At 35.9% G+C, this 18,593-nt stretch carries 16 protein-coding genes; 8 read left to right on the top strand and 8 right to left on the bottom strand.

Features of this window, described 5'->3' with window-relative positions:
- The first annotated feature begins 118 nt into the window (after positions 1-118).
- On the top strand, positions 119-409 hold the full coding sequence (locus ODE14_RS12150) for a GNAT family N-acetyltransferase (protein WP_248390289.1): 291 nt from the start codon (positions 119-121) through the stop codon (positions 407-409).
- On the opposite strand, the gene ODE14_RS12155 is transcribed toward ODE14_RS12150, so the two are convergent.
- From ODE14_RS12155 to smpB, 5 genes are all read right to left on the bottom strand, one after another.
- Positions 398-1,369 carry a glycosyltransferase family protein gene (locus tag ODE14_RS12155; RefSeq protein ID WP_263601632.1) on the bottom strand — a complete coding sequence of 324 codons (972 nt, stop codon included), beginning with the start codon at positions 1,367-1,369 and terminating at the stop codon, positions 398-400. The two genes, ODE14_RS12150 and ODE14_RS12155, sit on opposite strands and share 12 nt — an antisense overlap.
- Positions 1,366-2,193: a UDP-2,3-diacylglucosamine diphosphatase gene (locus ODE14_RS12160; protein WP_248390283.1), complete on the bottom strand. Its 828-nt coding sequence runs from the start codon at positions 2,191-2,193 to the stop codon at positions 1,366-1,368. Before ODE14_RS12160 ends, ODE14_RS12155 begins: the two co-directional genes overlap by 4 nt.
- 123 nt (positions 2,194-2,316) lie before the next feature.
- Positions 2,317-3,057 carry a YebC/PmpR family DNA-binding transcriptional regulator gene (locus tag ODE14_RS12165; protein WP_263601633.1) on the bottom strand — a complete coding sequence of 247 codons (741 nt, stop codon included), beginning with the start codon at positions 3,055-3,057 and terminating at the stop codon, positions 2,317-2,319.
- A gap of 93 nt (positions 3,058-3,150) precedes the next feature.
- Positions 3,151-4,650, bottom strand: a complete 1,500-nt coding sequence (locus ODE14_RS12170) for an OmpA family protein (RefSeq protein WP_263601634.1) — start codon at positions 4,648-4,650, stop codon at positions 3,151-3,153.
- 77 nt (positions 4,651-4,727) lie between these two features.
- On the bottom strand, positions 4,728-5,186 hold the full coding sequence (gene smpB, locus ODE14_RS12175) for an SsrA-binding protein SmpB (protein WP_248390274.1): 459 nt from the start codon (positions 5,184-5,186) through the stop codon (positions 4,728-4,730).
- A gap of 191 nt (positions 5,187-5,377) precedes the next feature.
- Here smpB and ODE14_RS12180 point away from each other — a divergent pair, with 191 nt between their 5' ends.
- The 7 genes from ODE14_RS12180 to ODE14_RS12210 all read left to right on the top strand — a co-directional run bounded on the left by ODE14_RS12180 (position 5,378) and on the right by ODE14_RS12210 (position 14,144).
- On the top strand, positions 5,378-7,000 hold the full coding sequence (locus ODE14_RS12180; protein ID WP_169231294.1) for an ABC-F family ATP-binding cassette domain-containing protein: 1,623 nt from the start codon (positions 5,378-5,380) through the stop codon (positions 6,998-7,000).
- A gap of 95 nt (positions 7,001-7,095) precedes the next feature.
- Positions 7,096-8,808 carry a single-stranded-DNA-specific exonuclease RecJ gene (gene recJ, locus ODE14_RS12185; protein ID WP_248390268.1) on the top strand — a complete coding sequence of 571 codons (1,713 nt, stop codon included), beginning with the start codon at positions 7,096-7,098 and terminating at the stop codon, positions 8,806-8,808.
- Entirely contained in the window at positions 8,809-9,393 is a 585-nt protein-coding gene (gene nadD, locus ODE14_RS12190) for a nicotinate (nicotinamide) nucleotide adenylyltransferase (protein ID WP_263601635.1), read from the top strand.
- Between the two features lie 6 nt (positions 9,394-9,399).
- Complete coding sequence (locus ODE14_RS12195; RefSeq protein WP_263601636.1) at positions 9,400-10,197, top strand: hypothetical protein; 798 nt, start codon at positions 9,400-9,402, stop codon at positions 10,195-10,197.
- A gap of 5 nt (positions 10,198-10,202) precedes the next feature.
- Complete coding sequence (locus ODE14_RS12200; RefSeq protein WP_248390259.1) at positions 10,203-10,544, top strand: DUF3817 domain-containing protein; 342 nt, start codon at positions 10,203-10,205, stop codon at positions 10,542-10,544.
- A gap of 323 nt (positions 10,545-10,867) precedes the next feature.
- Complete coding sequence (locus ODE14_RS12205) at positions 10,868-13,144, top strand: outer membrane beta-barrel family protein (protein WP_263601637.1); 2,277 nt, start codon at positions 10,868-10,870, stop codon at positions 13,142-13,144.
- A 139-nt stretch (positions 13,145-13,283) separates the two neighbouring features.
- The gene (locus ODE14_RS12210; protein WP_263601638.1) at positions 13,284-14,144 is read left to right on the top strand and encodes an alpha/beta hydrolase; all 861 of its coding nucleotides are present in this window, start codon (positions 13,284-13,286) and stop codon (positions 14,142-14,144) included.
- 23 nt (positions 14,145-14,167) lie between these two features.
- Here the strand turns inward: ODE14_RS12210 and ODE14_RS12215 are convergent, their stop codons facing one another.
- The 3 genes from ODE14_RS12215 to ODE14_RS12225 are packed head-to-tail and all read right to left on the bottom strand — an operon-like array spanning position 14,168 to position 18,569.
- The gene (locus tag ODE14_RS12215; RefSeq protein WP_263601639.1) at positions 14,168-15,925 is read right to left on the bottom strand and encodes a discoidin domain-containing protein; all 1,758 of its coding nucleotides are present in this window, start codon (positions 15,923-15,925) and stop codon (positions 14,168-14,170) included.
- Positions 15,926-15,954: 29 nt separating this feature from the next.
- Positions 15,955-16,980, bottom strand: coding sequence for a hypothetical protein (locus ODE14_RS12220; RefSeq protein WP_263601640.1), 1,026 nt, complete (start codon positions 16,978-16,980; stop codon positions 15,955-15,957).
- Complete coding sequence (locus ODE14_RS12225) at positions 16,977-18,569, bottom strand: NAD(P)/FAD-dependent oxidoreductase (RefSeq protein ID WP_263601641.1); 1,593 nt, start codon at positions 18,567-18,569, stop codon at positions 16,977-16,979. Before ODE14_RS12225 ends, ODE14_RS12220 begins: the two co-directional genes overlap by 4 nt.
- Between the last annotated feature and the right edge of the window lie 24 nt (positions 18,570-18,593).

Genomic DNA, 18,593 nt, shown 5'->3' on the forward strand with positions numbered 1-18,593 from the left:
TCATTATCAGAAATTGACAAGTACAGTGAATCAAAATCCACCATTTTCCTTTCTTAACGTACATCAAAAGTTTCGCGGTGCAGTTTTTGTATTTTTACTTTACATAAAAACTTAGATTATGAGATTTGAAAATAATAAGTCAGGAAACGGCGGTGTGATTACTTTAAATAATGAGTTAAAAGAAATCGGAAGATTAACCTATACTATTTTTCCGGATGAAAATAAATTTATCATTTCATTCGTTTTGGTACATCCCGAATTTGAAGGCCGCGGAATGGGAAAATATCTTGTAGAAGAAGCTATAAAATTTGCCCGGGAAAATAACTGGAAAGTTTATCCGCATTGTTCTTATGCAAGATCTGTTATGATGAGAATGAATGATGTGGATGATGTTTTTTTACAACGCTAAAACTTCATTCACTAAGATTTCTTCAATATCATCAGGATAATCCACTTTCAGATGGCGGTCTGAAGCTACCCAATTACGAATTTCTTCAAGATTTAAAATTTTAGAATTCGGTATTCCCATTTTGTCTAAAGCGCAGGCATTGCATTCCTGCTCATACTGATTATGAATAGGAATCACAAATAGTTTCTTATCCATGAAAAGCGCTTCTGCAGGAGTTTCAAATCCCGCATTGCAAAGAATTCCATCGCAATTTTCAAAGCTTCTGAGATATTGAATTTCATCAATAGGAAAAATTTCAACATTACTATCTTTAAACTGGAATTTCGAGTATTTAGAAAAAACTTTCCATTCAACCGGAATTTGTTTTAAAACTTTAATGATATTTTCATCTGAAAAACTTGGAAGATAGACCAAATAAAAGCCTTTTTTATTTGGGTTAAGGTTTCTTATTTTCCTTCTGATAACGGGCTTTTTAATCTGAGGATGATAATTTTCGAAATGAAATCCTATTCTTCTCTCACCAGGAACGTAATATTTCAGCACAAGTTCTCCAAAAAAATCTTTTTTTTCCGGCTTAGGTGTTTCTTTAAATAGCATGGAAGCCTGATGGCTCAATTCAATCATGGGGTACTTTTTGAATTTGCATGCCCAGCCGGTAAGCGGTTCATAATCATTAATAATAAGATCATATTCAGAAAGATCTATTTCCCTGATCGTTTTGAAAGCTTCCAGAAAATTATTATCCACAAAAGTTTTACGGTAGGATAATCCTCCTGTTTTATTGTATAACAGGGAAATTCCTTTATGCTGGTAATTAATGTCAAAATCAGCCTTTAACTGTGACTGGTGACCGCTGATCAGTGTTTCAACAGACGCATACTTTTTCAGGATGGGAACAATTTCCTGAGCACGGGCAACATGCCCGTTTCCTGTTCCCTGAAATGCATATAAGATTTTCATTTCGTGAAATTGGTTACTATTTTTAAAAGATCGGTACTTTTAATATCCTGAATTTCGTCCGAAGCATCATCTTTCAAAGAATGCTTATGATCTTCATAATAAAAAATTTTCCATTCTTTATCATGATACTCCAAAGCAGAAAGATTTTCAATCCAGTCCCCGGAATTAAGATAAATGCAGGAACCTTTTTTATTAACTACTTCACGTATCTGTGGCTGATGAATATGCCCGCATACTACATAATCATAATGATTGTCAATAGCAAGTTCGGAAGCGGTCAGTTCAAAGTCTCCGATATACTTAACTGCTTTTTTTACGTTATTTTTGATCTTTTTGGAGAATGAATATTTTTCTTTTCCCATCTTTTCCAAAAACCAATTTACGATATTATTGATAACAATTAACAGATCATACCCCTTTCCGCCGAGCTTAGCAATCCATTTAGAGTGCTGAACGGAAGCATCAAAAACATCGCCATGGAAAATCCATGTTTTTTTATCATCAATATTTAAACAGATTTTATTGCAGACTTTCAGATTACCCAATTCGAAATCGGTAAATTTCCGGAACATTTCATCATGATTTCCGGTGATGTAGTACACATCCGTATTTTTTGTAGCAAATGAAAGGATCTTTTTAATCACTTTCAGATGAGGCTTAGGAAAATATGACTTTTTGAATTGCCAGATGTCGATGATATCGCCATTTAAAACCAGCGTTTTCGGCTGAATAGAATTGAGATACCGCATCAATTCTTTAGCCTTGCATCCATAAGTTCCCAAATGCACATCCGATATCACAACTAATTCAACGTTTCTTTTCATAGTTTTATGCAAAGAAACTACTTGAAAATTAACTGTATATGAATGTTATATTATTTTTATGTATTGCTTAAAACCTCACAGGTTTTAAAAACCCGTGAGGCTTATATTGTATATGCTCCAATATTAAAGAGTGTTCATCAGCTCTTCTGAAACCTCCATATTGTGATAAACATTCTGCACGTCGTCGTCATCTTCGAAACGCTCAAGCATTTTCATATTAGCTTTGAACTGTTCTTCGTTCACTTCTTTTGTGCTATTAGGAATCCTCTGAAGTTCTGCGCTTTTTGCCTCAATTCCAAGTTCATCTAATTTATGGGATAACGAACCGAAATCTTCGAAAGCAGTAGTGATCATAACTTCTTCTTCATCTTTTTCAACATCCTCAGCACCGCCGTCGATCATTTCCATTTCAAAATCGTCCCAATCCATTTTGATCTGAGACAAATCGATGGTGAAAATTCCTTTTCTGTCGAAGATGAAAGCCAATTCTCCGTTTTTGCCAAGATTACCGTCAAACTTATTGAAAACAGCTCTTACATTCGCAACGGTTCTTGTAGGATTATTGGTAGTACACTCAATAAAAAATGCGACTCCTCCCTGACCATAGCCTTCATAAGTAATTTCCTCATAGTTTTCGGCATCTGCACCACTTGCTTTTTTGATAGCTCTTTCCACATTATCTTTCGGCATGTTTGCTCCTTTTGCATTCTGGATACACCTTCTCAATGCAGGATTTGATTCCGGATCAGAACCGCCGGCCTTTACCGCTAGTGCGATATCCTTTCCTATCTTAGAAAAAGTTTTGGCCATCTTATCCCATCTGGCCATTTTAGAAGCTTTTCTATATTCAAATGCTCTTCCCATTTTATTTTTTAATTTTCAACAAAAATAATTAAAAGTGAACGAAAAAAAAATACCTCCAGAAAACTGGAGGTATTTATTATTTAGAAAAATTGATTATTTTTTCTTTTTAACTACTTTTTTCTTAGTAGTTTTCTTAGCAGGAGCTTTTTTCACTGGAGCATCTTCATAATCTTTCTTCTTCATTGCATTCCATTCGTTCATATCTTCGATAGCTCTTACCACTACTTTTCTGTCAACTTGTCTTTCAGCATCAGAAGCTGTAGCTGGAACTGTAGCTTTAGCTTTACCAACACCTACAGATTTAAGTGCGTTAGCATCTACACCTCTTGCATCTAAAGCAGCAACTACTGCAGCAGCTCTTTCTCTAGATAATTTCAGGTTGTAAGCTTCAGAACCTTTAGCATCAGTTTGACCTTCTAATAGATAGTTACCTCCATCTTTAACGATGATAGCAGCTGCTCTATCTAATGCTGGAGTTGATTCAGCTTTGATTGTAGCTTTGTTGAAATCGAAATATACATTTCTGAATTCTTTTTCAACTTCTTCAGCAGTTACTTTTTTAGGCTTAGGACATCCGTTGTATTCTGGAAGACCTGGAACCGTAGGACAAGCATCATCTTTATCTAAGATACCGTCACCATCTGTATCTGGCCAAGGACATCCGTTGTTTTCTGCAGGACCTGCAACTGTAGGACAAGCATCATCTTTATCGATTACACCGTCACCGTCTGTATCTGGCCAAGGGCATCCGTTGTTTTCAACCGGACCAGCTACGTCTGGACATTGATCATCTTTATCTGGAACTCCGTCTCCATCTGTATCAGGACATCCCTGGAATTCGGGTAAACCTGGAGTATCAGGACATAAATCATCTTTATCTAAGATACCGTCCTTATCTCTGTCTCTGTTACCGAATCTGAAGTTCAATGAAGCAGAAGCTTGCCAGAAGTTAGCAACATTTGATTTATCACCTGGAGTTGATACGTAATCTCCTTGGATACCTAAACCGAAGTTTTTAGTCAACCAGAAGTTAATACCAGCACCTGTAGCAACAGTAAAGAAGTTTGCTTTACCATTTTCGTTACCGTTATCACCATTTCCAATTACTTCTCCAGTAGGCATTCCGTTAATAAGAGCTTCTCTTGGGAAAGTAAGAGATGTATAATCATGTCTCAGGTAGTTAGCACCAACTCTTAAATAAGGATCGAACCAAGATTCTTCATCCCATAAAAGACCTGCAGCTTTTGCTTGGAAACCAATACCAGTCATTAACATGAATTCTTTACCCATGTTAAATCTCTTGTTTTCAACATTACCTACAGTAGTTTGCCAGTCGATTACTAAACCTTTACCTATGTTTCTAGCAACAGTAAGCTTAGATAATGGCGGAGTAATAGAGAAGTTGTTCACATTGAACATGTTCTTCGTCAAATTATTAGCAGAGAACGTATTACTGAAGTTGTCTCTCTGTGCCGAGTGGTTTTCCGCATGAGCACCAACCCCGATCATCCACGGATTGTTGGTAGTCTGAGCGAACACAGTAGAAGCGACAGTAAGCGCCAATGCTGAAATTCCTAATTTTAGATTTTTCATAGAATTAAATGATTAAATAATTGATAATGCAAAATAAATATAATTTTTCTTTATATACAAAGTTTTTCCGATGATTTTTAACTTTTCTTTAATATTCTGTCGAGGTTACGTTTATTTTCTCTATCTTTAATGCTCTCCCTTTTATCAAAGAGTTTTTTACCCCTTCCGAGGGCAATCAGCACCTTTGCTTTTCCCTTATCATTGATATATAATTTCAAAGGTATAATGGTATTCCCTGCATCCTTTAATTTCTTTTCAAGCTTTTGCAGTTCTTTTTTGTGCAACAGCAATTTCCGTTCCCTTTTTGTTTTATGATTATAAAATGTACCCAATTTATATTCATCAATCATCATATTAATTATATATAATTCCCCGTCAATAAACTGACAGAAGGATTCTGCAATAGAAGCCTTGGAAGAACGCAAAGATTTTATCTCCGTACCGGTGAGCACCATTCCGGCTTCATATTCTTCAAGAATTTCGTATTCAAATCTGGCTCTTCTATTGAATATATTGACTGTTTTTTCTATTTTCATCTTGATTTGTCTGATATCTGAATAAATAAGGTTTATCTGACACTCATTAAATTATTTTTGAGAAATCCTTATTTATATAAATTTATTAATGAAATATATAAAAAATACCTTACATTTAAAAACTTGAATATTACATTATTACGAAATACCCAAATTCTTTTCGTATTTTTGCGCCAAATTTACAAAACTATATGTTAACAGTATCTAACTTATCTTTACAATTCGGGAAAAGAGTTCTTTTTGACGAAGTAAACATTATGTTTACGAAAGGAAACTGCTACGGGATTATCGGAGCAAATGGTGCAGGAAAGTCTACATTCCTTAAAATATTAACAGGAAAACAGGACCCAACAACAGGACACGTATCTTTGGAACCTGGAAAAAGAATGTCAGTTCTTGAGCAGGATCACTTTGCTTACGATCAATATACTGTTCTGGAAGCGGTTTTGAGAGGTAATAAAAAACTATTCGAAATAAAAGAAGAGATGGACGCGCTTTATGCGAAGGAAGACTTTTCTGATGAAGACGGCATCAAAGCAGGTGAACTGGGTGTAATCTATGATGAAATGGGCGGATGGACTGCAGAATCGGATGCACAGACCATGCTTTCTAATGTTGGGATTACAGACGATATGCACTGGCAGATGATGAGCGAGCTTGAAAACAAAGACAAAGTAAAAGTTCTTTTGGCTCAGGCGCTTTTTGGGAATCCTGATGTACTGATTCTGGATGAACCTACCAACGACCTTGATATCGATACGATTTCATGGCTGGAAGATTTCCTTGCAGATTATGAAAATACGGTAATTGTTGTATCTCACGACCGTCACTTCTTAGACACGGTTTGTACCCACATCGGTGACCTTGATTATGCTAAACTTAACCTTTACACGGGTAACTACTCTTTCTGGTACCAGGCTTCACAATTAGCAACAAGACAAAGAGCTCAGGCTAATAAAAAAGCGGAGGAAAAGAAAAAAGAACTTCAGGACTTTATCGCAAGATTCAGCTCCAATGTTGCCAAAGCCAAGCAGGCAACAGCAAGAAAGAAAATGATTGACAAACTGAACATTGATGATATTAAGCCATCTTCCAGAAGATATCCTGCCATTATTTTCGAAATGGAAAGAGAAGCAGGAGATCAGATTCTTGATGTAAAAGGTCTTGAAAAAACGAAAGATGGAGAATTATTATTCTCTAACATCGATTTAAACCTTAAAAAAGGTGATAAAGTTGCCGTTCTTTCTAAAAACTCATTGGCAATCACAGAATTTTTTGAAATTTTAGCGGGAAATGTTCAGGCAGACAAAGGAACTGTAGCCTGGGGAGTAACAACTACCCAATCTCACATGCCTTTAGATAATACAAACTTCTTTCAGGAAGACCTAAGCCTTGTTGACTGGTTAAGACAATTCACTAAAAATGATGAGGAGCGTCACGAAGAATTTGTAAGAGGATTCTTGGGGAGAATGCTTTTCTCTGGTGATGAAGCATTGAAATCCTGTAAAGTACTTTCGGGAGGTGAAAAAATGAGATGTATGTTCAGCAGAATGATGCTTCAGAAAGCCAATGTACTTTTGCTTGATGAGCCTACCAACCACTTAGACCTTGAAAGTATCACGACGTTGAACAACTCGTTGTCTAACTTCAAAGGAAACATCTTATTGGCTTCTCATGACCACGAAATGCTTTCCACAGTCTGTAACAGAATCATCGAACTGACTCCAAACGGAATTATCGACAGAGAGATGACTTACGACGAATACCTTGCCGATAAAAGGGTAAAAGAATTAAGAGAGAAAATGTATTCTTAAATATTTAAAACCGTTCATAACCTGAGCGGTTTTTTTTAACATTCTGCGGCAACATTAAACTTTCCTTTTAAAATATATTTCCCTATTTTTGTGAAATGAGTCAAAAATGGATTTACAAGCCCGAACCCGATGAAGAAATTGTGGATGGATTAAGTTCGTCTCTTGGTTTTGGAACTTTTGAATCTAAGCTCCTCGTTCTTAGAGGAATTGACAATTATCAAAAGGCCAGAGAATTTTTTAAACCGAATCTTACCGACATTCACAATCCGTTTTTAATGGCAGATATGCAGAAAGCCGTAGAACGCATTGCCACCGCCATTGAGAATGGAGAAAAAATACTGGTATACGGAGATTACGACGTAGACGGAACTACTGCCGTTGCCTTGATGTATCTGTACCTCAGCAAAATTGTTCAGAAAAAATACCTTGATTTTTATATTCCCGACAGAAATTCTGAAGGGTACGGAATTTCCACAGAAGGTATTGATTTTGCCAAAGAAAACGGCTTTTCATTAATCATTGCCCTGGATTGCGGAATCAAAGCATTGGATATGATCAATTATGCCCAGAATTTAGGCATTGATTTTATCATTTGCGATCACCATTTACCCGGCGACGAAATTCCCAGTGCAGTTGCCGTTCTCGATCCTAAAAGAAGCGATTGCCGCTATCCTTTTAAAGAACTTTCCGGATGCGGAGTTGGTTTTAAACTTTGCCAGGGTTTAAATACGATATACAAACTTCCTGAAGCAGAGCTTTTTGAACTCACAGACCTTCTTGCCATTTCTATTGCTGCCGATATTGTTTCTATGACCGGAGAAAACCGGGTTTTGGCTAAAATGGGTCTTAAAATTCTGCGCAAAACGAGAAATTTAGGCTTAAGATTATTAATTCCGGACGACAAACTTTCTCATTTTGAGATTTCCAATATTGTATTCGAAATTGCTCCCAAAATCAATGCTGCGGGAAGAATTTCTCACGGGAAAGCTGCTGTAGAACTCATGGTTTCTGATAACCTGAAGCACGCTCACCAGATCGTAAGCGACATCATGGATCTCAATGATGAAAGACGGGAACTAGATATGAATTCCACCCTTTCTGCTCTGAATCAAATTATTGAATCCCAGCAGGAAACAAAATACACCACTATTGTTTACCACCCTGAGTGGAATAAAGGCGTGATTGGAATAGTAGCATCAAGATTAATTGAAACTTATTATAAACCAACTTTGGTTTTTACTGACGGAAATAATGGTGAAATGGTTGCTTCCGCGAGGTCTGTAGCAGATTTTGACGTTCATGAAGCTTTGGATATGTGCTCTGAATATTTCCTGAAATTCGGAGGACATCATGCTGCAGCAGGACTTTCAATGGAAAAAGATAAATTTGATGCCTTCAAGGAAAAATTCGAGAGAGTGGTTTCGGAGAAAATTAAAGAACATCAAAAGGAACCTTCCATTACCATTGATTCTGAAATTCAGATAGATGAGATTAACAGGGAGTTTATTAATTTTCACAGAAAGCTGGCTCCTTTCGGGCCTCATAACATGAAACCCATCCTTGCTTTAACCAATCAGAAGGTTTCAGGATATATTAAAACGATGGGTAAAGATAATAATCATCTCAAGTTTTATATCAGACAGGAATCAACGGGAAGAAATATCGAATGTGTGGGTTTCAAATTGGGACAGTTTGCCGATGATTTCAGAACAAAAAGCTTTGATCTTGTTTTTACTCTTGAAGAAAATCACTGGAAAGGTAATGTAACACATTATCTTAATATTAAAGATGTGAAATTCAGGGATTAAATGAAGAAAATAGGTCTCTTTTTCGGATCGTTCAACCCTATCCATATCGGGCATCTGATTCTTGCGAATTATATTCTGGAACATACGGATATGGACGAACTCTGGTTTGTGGTAAGTCCGCAAAACCCTTTCAAAGAAAAAAAATCATTGCTGAAAGACCATAACCGCCTGGACATGGTACAGCTTGCCGTGAAAAATTATTCAAAAATGCGCGCTTCCAATGTGGAATTTTCTTTACCTCAGCCGAGTTATACCATTGATACGCTAACTTATCTTCACGAAAAATATCCGGATTATTCTTTCAGCTTAATTATGGGCGAAGATAATCTTCAGAATCTTCACAAATGGAAAAATGCAGATACACTTGTTAAAAATCACCATATCATCGTTTATCCAAGGGTATTTGAGGGTGAAAAAAAAGATTCGGAATATCTGCAGCATGAGAATATTTCCTTTATTGAAGCCCCTGTTATTGAGCTTTCTGCAACCGAAATCCGGAATATGATCAAAACGGGAAAAAATGTAAGACCTATGCTTCCTCCCGAAGTTTTCGAATATTTGGACGGTAGTAGTTTTTATAAGTAATTGTTTATGAAACTGTACTTTTTTTTAGCTTTATTATTTTGTCACTATTTTATTTTCGGCCAGGTGATTTTTCAGAAAGATTCTGTTGAAATAAAAAGAGAGTCTGCGATGGAAAAAAGGCTACAGGAAATATTGAAATATAAAAAGGAGCAATGTACCAAAGATTCACTGATAGCCGTGCGTGACGCTAAAACTGTAAATAAGTACTTCATAAATAACATTGCACCTAATGGTTCTGAATTTCCTGCACATAAAGAACTAGAAGCTTCTTTAAAAAAGCTTGGAATATTTTGGGGCGGTACATGGATGGGAAATTGTATGGGAAACTACTCTGCAAATTCGTGTTATTATCACTATATGAATGAATTTACAGAAGAAAAGTTTGGCAAAGAAATAATACAAAATATTATTCGGAAATCGCTTCTTGATTATGTTGAAAAAAATCCTTCTATAATTTTTGAAATTAATGATCATTTGGATTGGTTATATGAAAATAATGGAATGTTAGCTGACCAATTAATCAATCAGCTTTTCTATAAAAAATATAAGTATCCAAAAGGATACAGAAAACCACCAAACATTAAAGATTCCTTTACTACTGTTTACCTTTCCTATGATAATACCTCTCATAGTTTAAAACTTGATCATTTTAGGCATCAAATATCTGATGCTCATAACCAAAAGTTCATTCCTTCTTTTGAAAGAATGATCATTGGTTTTATTAATTCTCCTATCTTTGTACTCTCTGAAAATGCAGGACGGTATAACGGATTAAAAACTTCATTTATCATTTATTATAAATAATTCAAATGAATTTCATCGAAAAATTTTTCTCAAAATATCCGCAGGAAAAAATAATCAAATGGTTTAAGCAGGTTTGCGTTGCCGAAGCAATTACGTGTTTCCTGCTCTATGGTGTTGCCATGATCTGGAAACGGTACGATGATGAGGGACTGCTGCCTACCATTTTCATCATTATCATTGGAAATGTACACGGTCTTTTTTTTACGCTCTATTTGCTGCTTTGCCTTCCTGCAAGAAAGATTTACGAATGGGACGATGAAGATTTTGTATTTGCACTTCTTTCGGCATTTTTTCCTTTTGCCACTATCTGGGTCGATAAAAAACTTGCGCGTTTTGACAGAGAATAATACTACACAGGATCTTTTCAGATCCTTTTTTTTTTGTAATCAACCCGTGATAGTTATCCTGCTGATTATTATAATTTCTTTTTTCTTTATTTATTTTTTTAGCTTAACATGTAATATTTTATTCAGCTGAATTGTCTCTACAATAACGAAGACTTAATAAGTTAAAAATTTAACTAAAATTTTAATCACTGTAAATCAATTAGTTAAAATATATTCAAAAACATTTTAAGTACTTTGTATTGCAAGATACTTAATTTATTATATATCTTTGCAATGTTAAATAATAACAAATACAAGCTATTAAACTCTCAAAAATTAAAGACATGAAAACGACAATTTTAATTGCAGCTATATTTTTCAGCGGAATGACCTTCGCACAGGAGAAAAAACAAGACAGTGTAAAAACGAAAAGTATAGAAGGCGTTACAATGACCAAACAGGTTTTCAAAAAACAAAGTGACCGTTTTGTGTATGACGTAGCAGCTTCCCCAGTAGCAAAAGGAAATACTACTTTTGATTTGCTGAAGCAGACTCCGCTGTTGTCTACAACCGATGATAAGACTTTAAAGATTGCAGGGAAAAACAATGCATTAATATACATTAACGGTAGAAAAACCAATATGGATGCAGAATCTTTAACACAGTTTTTAAAAAATACTCCGGCAGAAAATATACAGAAAATAGAGGTGATTACGGTTCCCGGAAGCGAATATCAGGTAGAATCTTCTGACGGAATCATCAACATTGTTCTGAAGAAAAAAATGAGTGACGGCACAAGCGGAAACATGAGAATGTCTAACTCTCAGAATAAATATAATGCCAGTAACGCAAGTTTCTCTGTAAATTACAGAAAAGATAAACTGGGAATCAATGCCAACCTTAGCGGTGGAGAAAATATTAATCCACAAACATACATTTTGAGGAACAGATCAGGAAATGTTCAGAACGAATCTGTGGGTGATATTGATGATCCTAACAAAAACCTTGGAGGATATCTCAATGTTGATTATCAGCTGACCGAAAAGAGCAATCTTGCATTATCCTGGAATTCATGGGCCAATAAAAGCTATAATTCTACCATCAACTTGCTGAATACCATCACGAGATATGATAATAATGATAACTTGATATCAACAGATTATACGAGGACTAAAAATAAAGAAAATGCAAGAAATTATAATAATTCAGTTAATTTGAACTATGAGCTGAAACTTGATTCTCTCGGAAGTAAATTCAATGTAAATGCCGCTTATCTCAATTATAAAAGATTTCAGTATTCTGACAACAATACGATGATTTCAGATGTTCAGGGAAGCACTTCCGGATTTTCAAGAACAGGGAAGAAAATTATTCAGGATATTCCGCAGATCATCAATAATTTTTCCGGAACGGTAGATTATATTCAGAAATTTAAAAATGATTTTACATTTTCTGTCGGAGGAAATTTTAATAAGACCAAAACAGATAACGACACTAAAAATTACACCTACGATTACATCTACAACAATGCGGGACAGTTACAAATGATTGACTTAACCACAGATCCCAACCACTTTATTTATGACGAAAATATTTATGGAGCATATCTTACTTTAGAGAAAAAATTCTCAGATAAATTTTCGGGAAAAATCGGCGCAAGATATGAAATCACCAACAGCCTTGGAACATCTGACAATGCAAAACAACCTGAATATCAGAGAATAAAAAGAAACTATAACAACTTCTTGCCATATTTAAGCTTTAACTACGCGATTAATGATAAGAACAATATCTCGTATTCCTTTTCAAGCAGGATGAGAAGACCAAGTTTCTGGGAGCTTAATCCTGTGAAAAACATCATTACACAGGACAACTATACACAGAACAATCCTTTTGTAAAAGCATCTTCCACTTACAACCAGGAATTAACGTATATGTATAAAAACTCGTACTTCCTGATCCTGAATCACACTTATGAAAAAGACCAGATTACACAGGTGCCTTTACAGAGAAGCTATATTGATCCTGAAACCAACCAGAAAAGAGTTCAGTTGGCTTATATCAGGACGAATTTCGGGGACAAGCAGGAAATGTCTGCCATGCTTGGGGTTCAAAAGTCGCTTTTCAAGCAATATCTGACATTGAATTTCAATGCGGGAGTTCAGCACAATATCAACAACGGAACATTGAATACGGACCCTACAACCGGGCAGGTTTTTGACACTTATATCAACGACAGAAAATCTACCAGCTTAGTCATCACCAGTAACAATACCCTGCGTCTTGACAAGAAGAAAACATGGTTCCTGGGAGTAAACTTCTTCTATGTAGATCAACAGCAAATCGAGCTTGGAATTCTGAAAGACCTGATGAGTCTTGACCTTAGCATCAAGAAAAACTGGAACGACTGGACTTTTGCAGTAAACGTGAATGATGTTTTAAGAACCAATTTGGTGGAAATAGAAGATTTTCAGTCGAGTGGAAATTACAATTATATCAGAAATGACCAATACAGAAGAAATCTTACCGTAAGCATTACCTACAATTTCGGAAATCAGAAAGTGAAAAAAGTAAGGGATATCGAAAGCGCTTCGGACGCTATTAAAAACAGAACCAGATAACAACAATCATTTCTTCATATATATTATTTTTTGTGGTAACTCACCGTTTTACGGTGGGTTTTTTATTGTTGAATCCTGGCATATACAATGAAGCATAATTTTTGATCAGGATAAATATAATCAGGAAAGATTTTTATACATGAACAACCGTTTATTCATTTTAAGTATTATATTACTTATAATATGCAGTAACTGCAGGCAAAAAAACGTTAATTTCGGAAATGGGGTATCATTTACGATTGAGAAAAATATTCCGTACGGAGAAGATTCCCAGCAGCAAATGGACATTTATCTTCCGGAAAACAGTAAGAAAGAAAAAGATATTTTTATCATTATTCACGGTGGAGGATGGCGCGCCGGCAGTAAATCTGAACTCACTGCTTTTACCCACAAACTGATGGAAAAATTCCCGCGAAATATCTTTGTCAATGCAGATTACCGACTCGCTTCCACAACAAATTTTGCTCTTCCGGGCCAAACTGATGATATTCGCATTATAACAAAGTACTTCGATCAGACATTATCATTCAAACCCAGATATATTCTTTTAGGAAACAGCGCAGGGGCAAACATCTCCATGTTATATGCCTATCAATTTAACCGGGATAATAAGGTAAAAGCAGTAATCAATATCGTAGGGCCTGCAGATCTCAATGATCCCGGATTTAAAAATTACAATGATTATTCATTTCTTGAAAAACATATGATTGATCCTGCCATTGTTCCCAAAAATAGATCATTAATGGATTTCGGAAGCCCTGTACGATGGGTAAATAAAACCGCTCCTCCTACTCTTTCTTTTTATGGAATTTATGATGATATTGTCCCGTTATCACAAATGAAAACCTTAGATTCCGTATTAGAAAAAAATAATGTATATCATGAATCCTATGAATTTAATGGAAACCATGTTAACTGGATCAATGAACCAAATTCTGATTTTCTTATTCAAAAAATACATATGTTTTTAAAGAATACCGATCAAAAGAAAACGCTCTGAAAATTTCAGAGCGTTTTCTTTTTTTATTCAGACTTAAAGATTTCTGACCTTTCCGAAACTCCGTTGGCATTGAAAGCCTCGATCTGGAAATAATACGCATCGGTTCTGTCGGCTCCGGTAAAGAAATATTCATTTTTCCCGTACACCATAATACTTCCGTATAATTTCTCAGGAGATTTCCCCCAATAGATTACATATCCGTCTGCATCGGAATTCTGCTGCCACTTCATCCAGATGCTTCTTCTTTCGCCGTATTTTTTAGGATCAGAACGTAAAGGCACGAAATTCTGCACTTTTCCGGGAACTGCTCCTGCACCTTTTCCAAACACCCTGAATCCGCTTAATGCAAACTTTCCTGTCGGCATTTTTAAATTTTCCATCTTTAAAAATCTTGCTTTTGCCGGTTTTTCAAGTTCTACATAATCGTGCGGAACATCTTTCGTATTTTTACTTTTATCAACAATAACATTCCATTTTTTGCCATCATTGGAACCGTAAATTTTGTACTGATGCATCTTGCCCAGCGTTTTACCCATAAATTCAACATCCTGATCCGCATAATTGATCTGAATGGCATTAATGGTGGAAACCTCTCCTAAATCCGTCTGAAACCACTCTCCGGAATTCCCTGTTTTGGCACTCCAGTAGGTTTTGATATCCTCATCCACCGCATAATTAGAGTGATATCCTCCCAGTGTTGATGAAACCTGAACCGGTTTGTTATAATTCAGTAACATCCATCCGGCAAAAAGCCCTTTGGAAAAGTCTTTTCCCTGTGCATACTGCGGAAGATACGTGGGATAGTCTCCATAAGCCGTGTTGCAATACATCACATCATCTTTATCAAATCCTGCAGGCCAGATCCCCAGACGTCTTTCAAAATTATTTTTTGTGGAAATAAAAATGGTAGAAATATGCCACCAGTTTTTATAATTATCTTCGAAAGTTGCGCCGTGTCCCGCTCCCCGTGCGAAACCTCCCGGTTTATAAGAAAATGGATTGTGCTGCTGATATTCAAAGCCTTCCAAAGGTTTGTTGCTTACATACACTCCGTCTGAATATCCACTGAATTCTGTTGCCGGAGCTCCGTACTGCATATAATATTTCCCGTTGTGTTTTGTCATCCATGCTCCTTCCACAAAAGGCTGCAGGAAAACATTATCATTGTATTCCCCGAATCTTTCCCAGCCGTGATCTTCAGGCTTCAGTCTTACAATCGGTTTTACAAAACCTTCCGACTGAAGCGTATTTACCTTCACTTCGGTGCCCAGTAAAGGCCATTCGTTACTGGAACCCCAGTACAGATACAATTTATTTTTGTCTTCATCGTAATGAAAGGCAGGATCCCAGGCTCCTACTTTTAGTGTATCAACAGCAATTTTCCAGTCGTCTTTTGTAGGATTGGTGCTTTTCCAGATCGGGAAATCCTGTTCCCAGGTAGATCCGAAAACGTATAATGTATCCTTCATGGCCCAGACTGCCGGAGCATTCAGGTCATGAATGTATTTGTTATCTCTCAGGAATTTTCTCTTTACAAATTTCCAGTCGAGCATATCATCACTGTACCAGTATCCTTCCTGATTGGTAGAAAAAAGAAAGAGTTTATTTTTAAAATTAACAATTACAGGATCTGCGGTAGCACGGTGTTTTCCCTGTTTTGAAAAAACTTCAAACGGGGTATAACCATAGTCGATGTTAATGGGGTTACAAAATGTCTTCTGTTGGGCTTTTAAACTAAACAATCCCAACAGGAGCATTACTGACAAGAGGTACTTCTGCATTTTCATACTTTTTAACTTTGAAGACAAAATTAATTAACTTTTTTGGGTTTTCTCCAAATAAAACCGTCCAATAAATAATGGGTAAGCTGAGGAACGACCAATAAAGGGATTAAAAATTGGAACCAGGTAAGTGAAATATTTAGATTTAAAGAAAAATGTTCGTTCCAGATTAAAATTTCCCATAAAAATTCTTCAAAAAATGCAAAGGCAAGAATCGTTACAACAAACAGGAATATTCCGAAAGTTGATTTAAAAAGAGATAAATTATTTAATTTCTGCTCATCTTTCTGTTTTATTTCCCTGATGTAAATTAAGGCGACATAAGGAATCCCGTGTGAAATAACATTCAGGAAAGTGAAAACCAGATCATTATTGAAATAAACAATTCCAAAATACCAGGAAAGATAGGTTCCGGATATTAAGGCAATTTTAGGAATATTATATTGTTTATTTTTAAATATTTCATACATCGTTTTCAATATCCAGACGATTAAAATTCCGAAATACAGGAAAGTAATCAAAGGAACATAATCCGGAATATTCTGAAGCCAGCTGAATTCATTTTCAACAAACCATGTAAAAGCTCTGGGTGTTTTAAACCAGTACAACATTGGAAAAATGGTGGCAGAATATACGGCAATTCCGTCTATTTTTTTACTCCAGCTATTCGGTTCAAATCGGGCATAAATTCTCATGAAACCGTATTGCTGCCTGATAAAATGAAAAACGGCAATCAGAGCGAGAACCGACCAGAACGTCAAACTTCCGAATTGATATAAAACCAATCCCAAAATCCAGCTTACAGCAGGAATTCCGTAATACAAGAGCTTTCTCTTTCTAACCTCTTGCTTAACAAAATATGTTTTAAACAAAGTTGAATAGACATGCGAAACATCTACAAAAACAATCAGAAACAGCCATGTGTAAAAGGAATAATGATTTTCAAGTCCCTGAATCTGTTTCTGAAACAAGAAAACAATCAGCAAAATGATGAAAGGCGGCGATAAAATAAACCAGCCGTCTGTTTTTGCATTATGGATCCAGGGTTGTTTCATAACATATTTTTTGCAGTTCTCCATCCCTGATAAAATGCTTCTTCAAAAATTGAAATTCCCGAAAGGTCCGAATGTGCAAAGAAAACTTTTCCGTCAATCGGCTGTTTTGCATTCTTGGAATTTTCGAAAATCTGTCCCGGAACCGGTGCAATCATTGCGTGCCCTATTTTATGAAACTGCATTTCGATAATAAAATCTTCAATCAGAGGATGTGCTTTTTTCAAATCTTCCAAAACGAGGTTTTTCAGCTGATTTTCTTTTAAAGCATATAATCTTTTCCGTGCTTTCTTACAATTATCCGTCGAAAAACTCCTGTAATAAGTGATCACTTTTTCGCCCATAATTTGCTCTACATTCTGATGTTGGTCATAAATATAACCCAAACCGTCGGAACCATAAATTACGTTATCCCAAGCCAATTCTTCATCTCCTCCAAAGTCATTTCGTAAAATAATCGTTGTTAAAAGCCACGGAACATAATTGAAATTTCCTGCTTTTTTATGATTTAAAATTCTTTCGTTCACAAACTGTGGTGTTGCAAACAAAACCTTTTCAGCTACAATTTTCTTTGTTTTGTTCTGAATATTATCAAAGCTTAAAACCTCAACATTATCATCATTGATTTTAAGATCAAAAACCAAATGGTTAGATAAAGCTTTATCTTTTATATATTTTGAAAAATGCTTTGCCAATCGTGCATTTCCTTCCGGCCAGGTAAAAACCTGATCTTTGTATTTCTTACTCCAGTTGTTTTTTCTTCCGGCAAAATAATGAATTCCCGCCCAAGCCGAAACGTAATCGATTCCCAATCCATAATCGTCGCGGCACGAATAATCCAGCAGCCATAACAATTCTTCCGACATAAAATTTTCCTTTTTAAGCCAGTCTTTAAAAATAATTTTCTCCAATTGTAAAACCTCATCTTCGCGGCTGGAATCATGAACCGGAATGGCAAACCAATAGTTCCCCGATTCGTCTTTTTTGTTCCTGAAATCATCCATCCGTTTAAAAAAGCGGTCGAATTCCGTTTTTACTTTTGTTGAAATTCCGTTTTGGGGAACGATATCATTCTGCCAGGAATTTTTGAAGAATAGCCGTTCCTGCTGTGGAAAAGTCATCTGGTATTCATCCAGGGTCGGGTCACCGGTTTCATCGTCGCCCTGATAAATTCCGGTTTCTTTCAGAAATTCAATGATTTCGGTGTTTTCTTTATTGGGCAACGGTAGATAATGTGCTCCCAGAGGAAATTTGGAGAATTGATTTTGTCCGTTGGATGAGTTTCCGCCCAAATGGTTTTCCATTTCCAGTAAGAGATAATCTTGTTCATTATTCTCACTGAAAAACCGGCAGGCCGAAAGCCCTGAAATCCCGCCTCCTACAATAAGATATTTCGTATGAATTGCTTCTGTAGGTTTAGGAAAATCTTTTGCCCAGAGTTTATGGCCTAAAATATGATTGGTTCCGGTGATTTTAAGCAATAATGATTTGCCTTTCTTACTGCAATACTGTAAAAAAGGAAGCATCAGACTGCCTAAAAATAAAGTTTTAAGGAAATCTTTCCGTGAAAATTGAGTGGATTGATTTGACAAGATTTAAAGTTTATTTTGAGATGC

It is taken from the genome of Chryseobacterium sp. PET-29 (genome assembly GCF_025736815.1).
Lineage (GTDB): Bacteria > Bacteroidota > Bacteroidia > Flavobacteriales > Weeksellaceae > Chryseobacterium > Chryseobacterium nepalense.

Excerpts from the sequence above, each read along its gene's own strand:
- ODE14_RS12150 (WP_248390289.1), top strand. The coding sequence starts at position 119 with ATGAGATTTGAAAATAATAAGTCAGGAAACGGCGGTGTGATTACTTTA.
- ODE14_RS12155 (WP_263601632.1), bottom strand. The coding sequence starts at position 1,369 with ATGAAAATCTTATATGCATTTCAGGGAACAGGAAACGGGCATGTTGCC.
- ODE14_RS12160 (WP_248390283.1), bottom strand. The coding sequence starts at position 2,193 with ATGAAAAGAAACGTTGAATTAGTTGTGATATCGGATGTGCATTTGGGA.
- ODE14_RS12165 (WP_263601633.1), bottom strand. The coding sequence starts at position 3,057 with ATGGGAAGAGCATTTGAATATAGAAAAGCTTCTAAAATGGCCAGATGG.
- ODE14_RS12170 (WP_263601634.1), bottom strand. The coding sequence starts at position 4,650 with ATGAAAAATCTAAAATTAGGAATTTCAGCATTGGCGCTTACTGTCGCT.
- smpB (WP_248390274.1), bottom strand. The coding sequence starts at position 5,186 with ATGAAAATAGAAAAAACAGTCAATATATTCAATAGAAGAGCCAGATTT.
- ODE14_RS12180 (WP_169231294.1), top strand. The coding sequence starts at position 5,378 with ATGTTAACAGTATCTAACTTATCTTTACAATTCGGGAAAAGAGTTCTT.
- recJ (WP_248390268.1), top strand. The coding sequence starts at position 7,096 with ATGAGTCAAAAATGGATTTACAAGCCCGAACCCGATGAAGAAATTGTG.
- nadD (WP_263601635.1), top strand. The coding sequence starts at position 8,809 with ATGAAGAAAATAGGTCTCTTTTTCGGATCGTTCAACCCTATCCATATC.
- ODE14_RS12195 (WP_263601636.1), top strand. The coding sequence starts at position 9,400 with ATGAAACTGTACTTTTTTTTAGCTTTATTATTTTGTCACTATTTTATT.
- ODE14_RS12200 (WP_248390259.1), top strand. The coding sequence starts at position 10,203 with ATGAATTTCATCGAAAAATTTTTCTCAAAATATCCGCAGGAAAAAATA.
- ODE14_RS12205 (WP_263601637.1), top strand. The coding sequence starts at position 10,868 with ATGAAAACGACAATTTTAATTGCAGCTATATTTTTCAGCGGAATGACC.
- ODE14_RS12210 (WP_263601638.1), top strand. The coding sequence starts at position 13,284 with ATGAACAACCGTTTATTCATTTTAAGTATTATATTACTTATAATATGC.
- ODE14_RS12215 (WP_263601639.1), bottom strand. The coding sequence starts at position 15,925 with ATGCAGAAGTACCTCTTGTCAGTAATGCTCCTGTTGGGATTGTTTAGT.
- ODE14_RS12220 (WP_263601640.1), bottom strand. The coding sequence starts at position 16,980 with ATGAAACAACCCTGGATCCATAATGCAAAAACAGACGGCTGGTTTATT.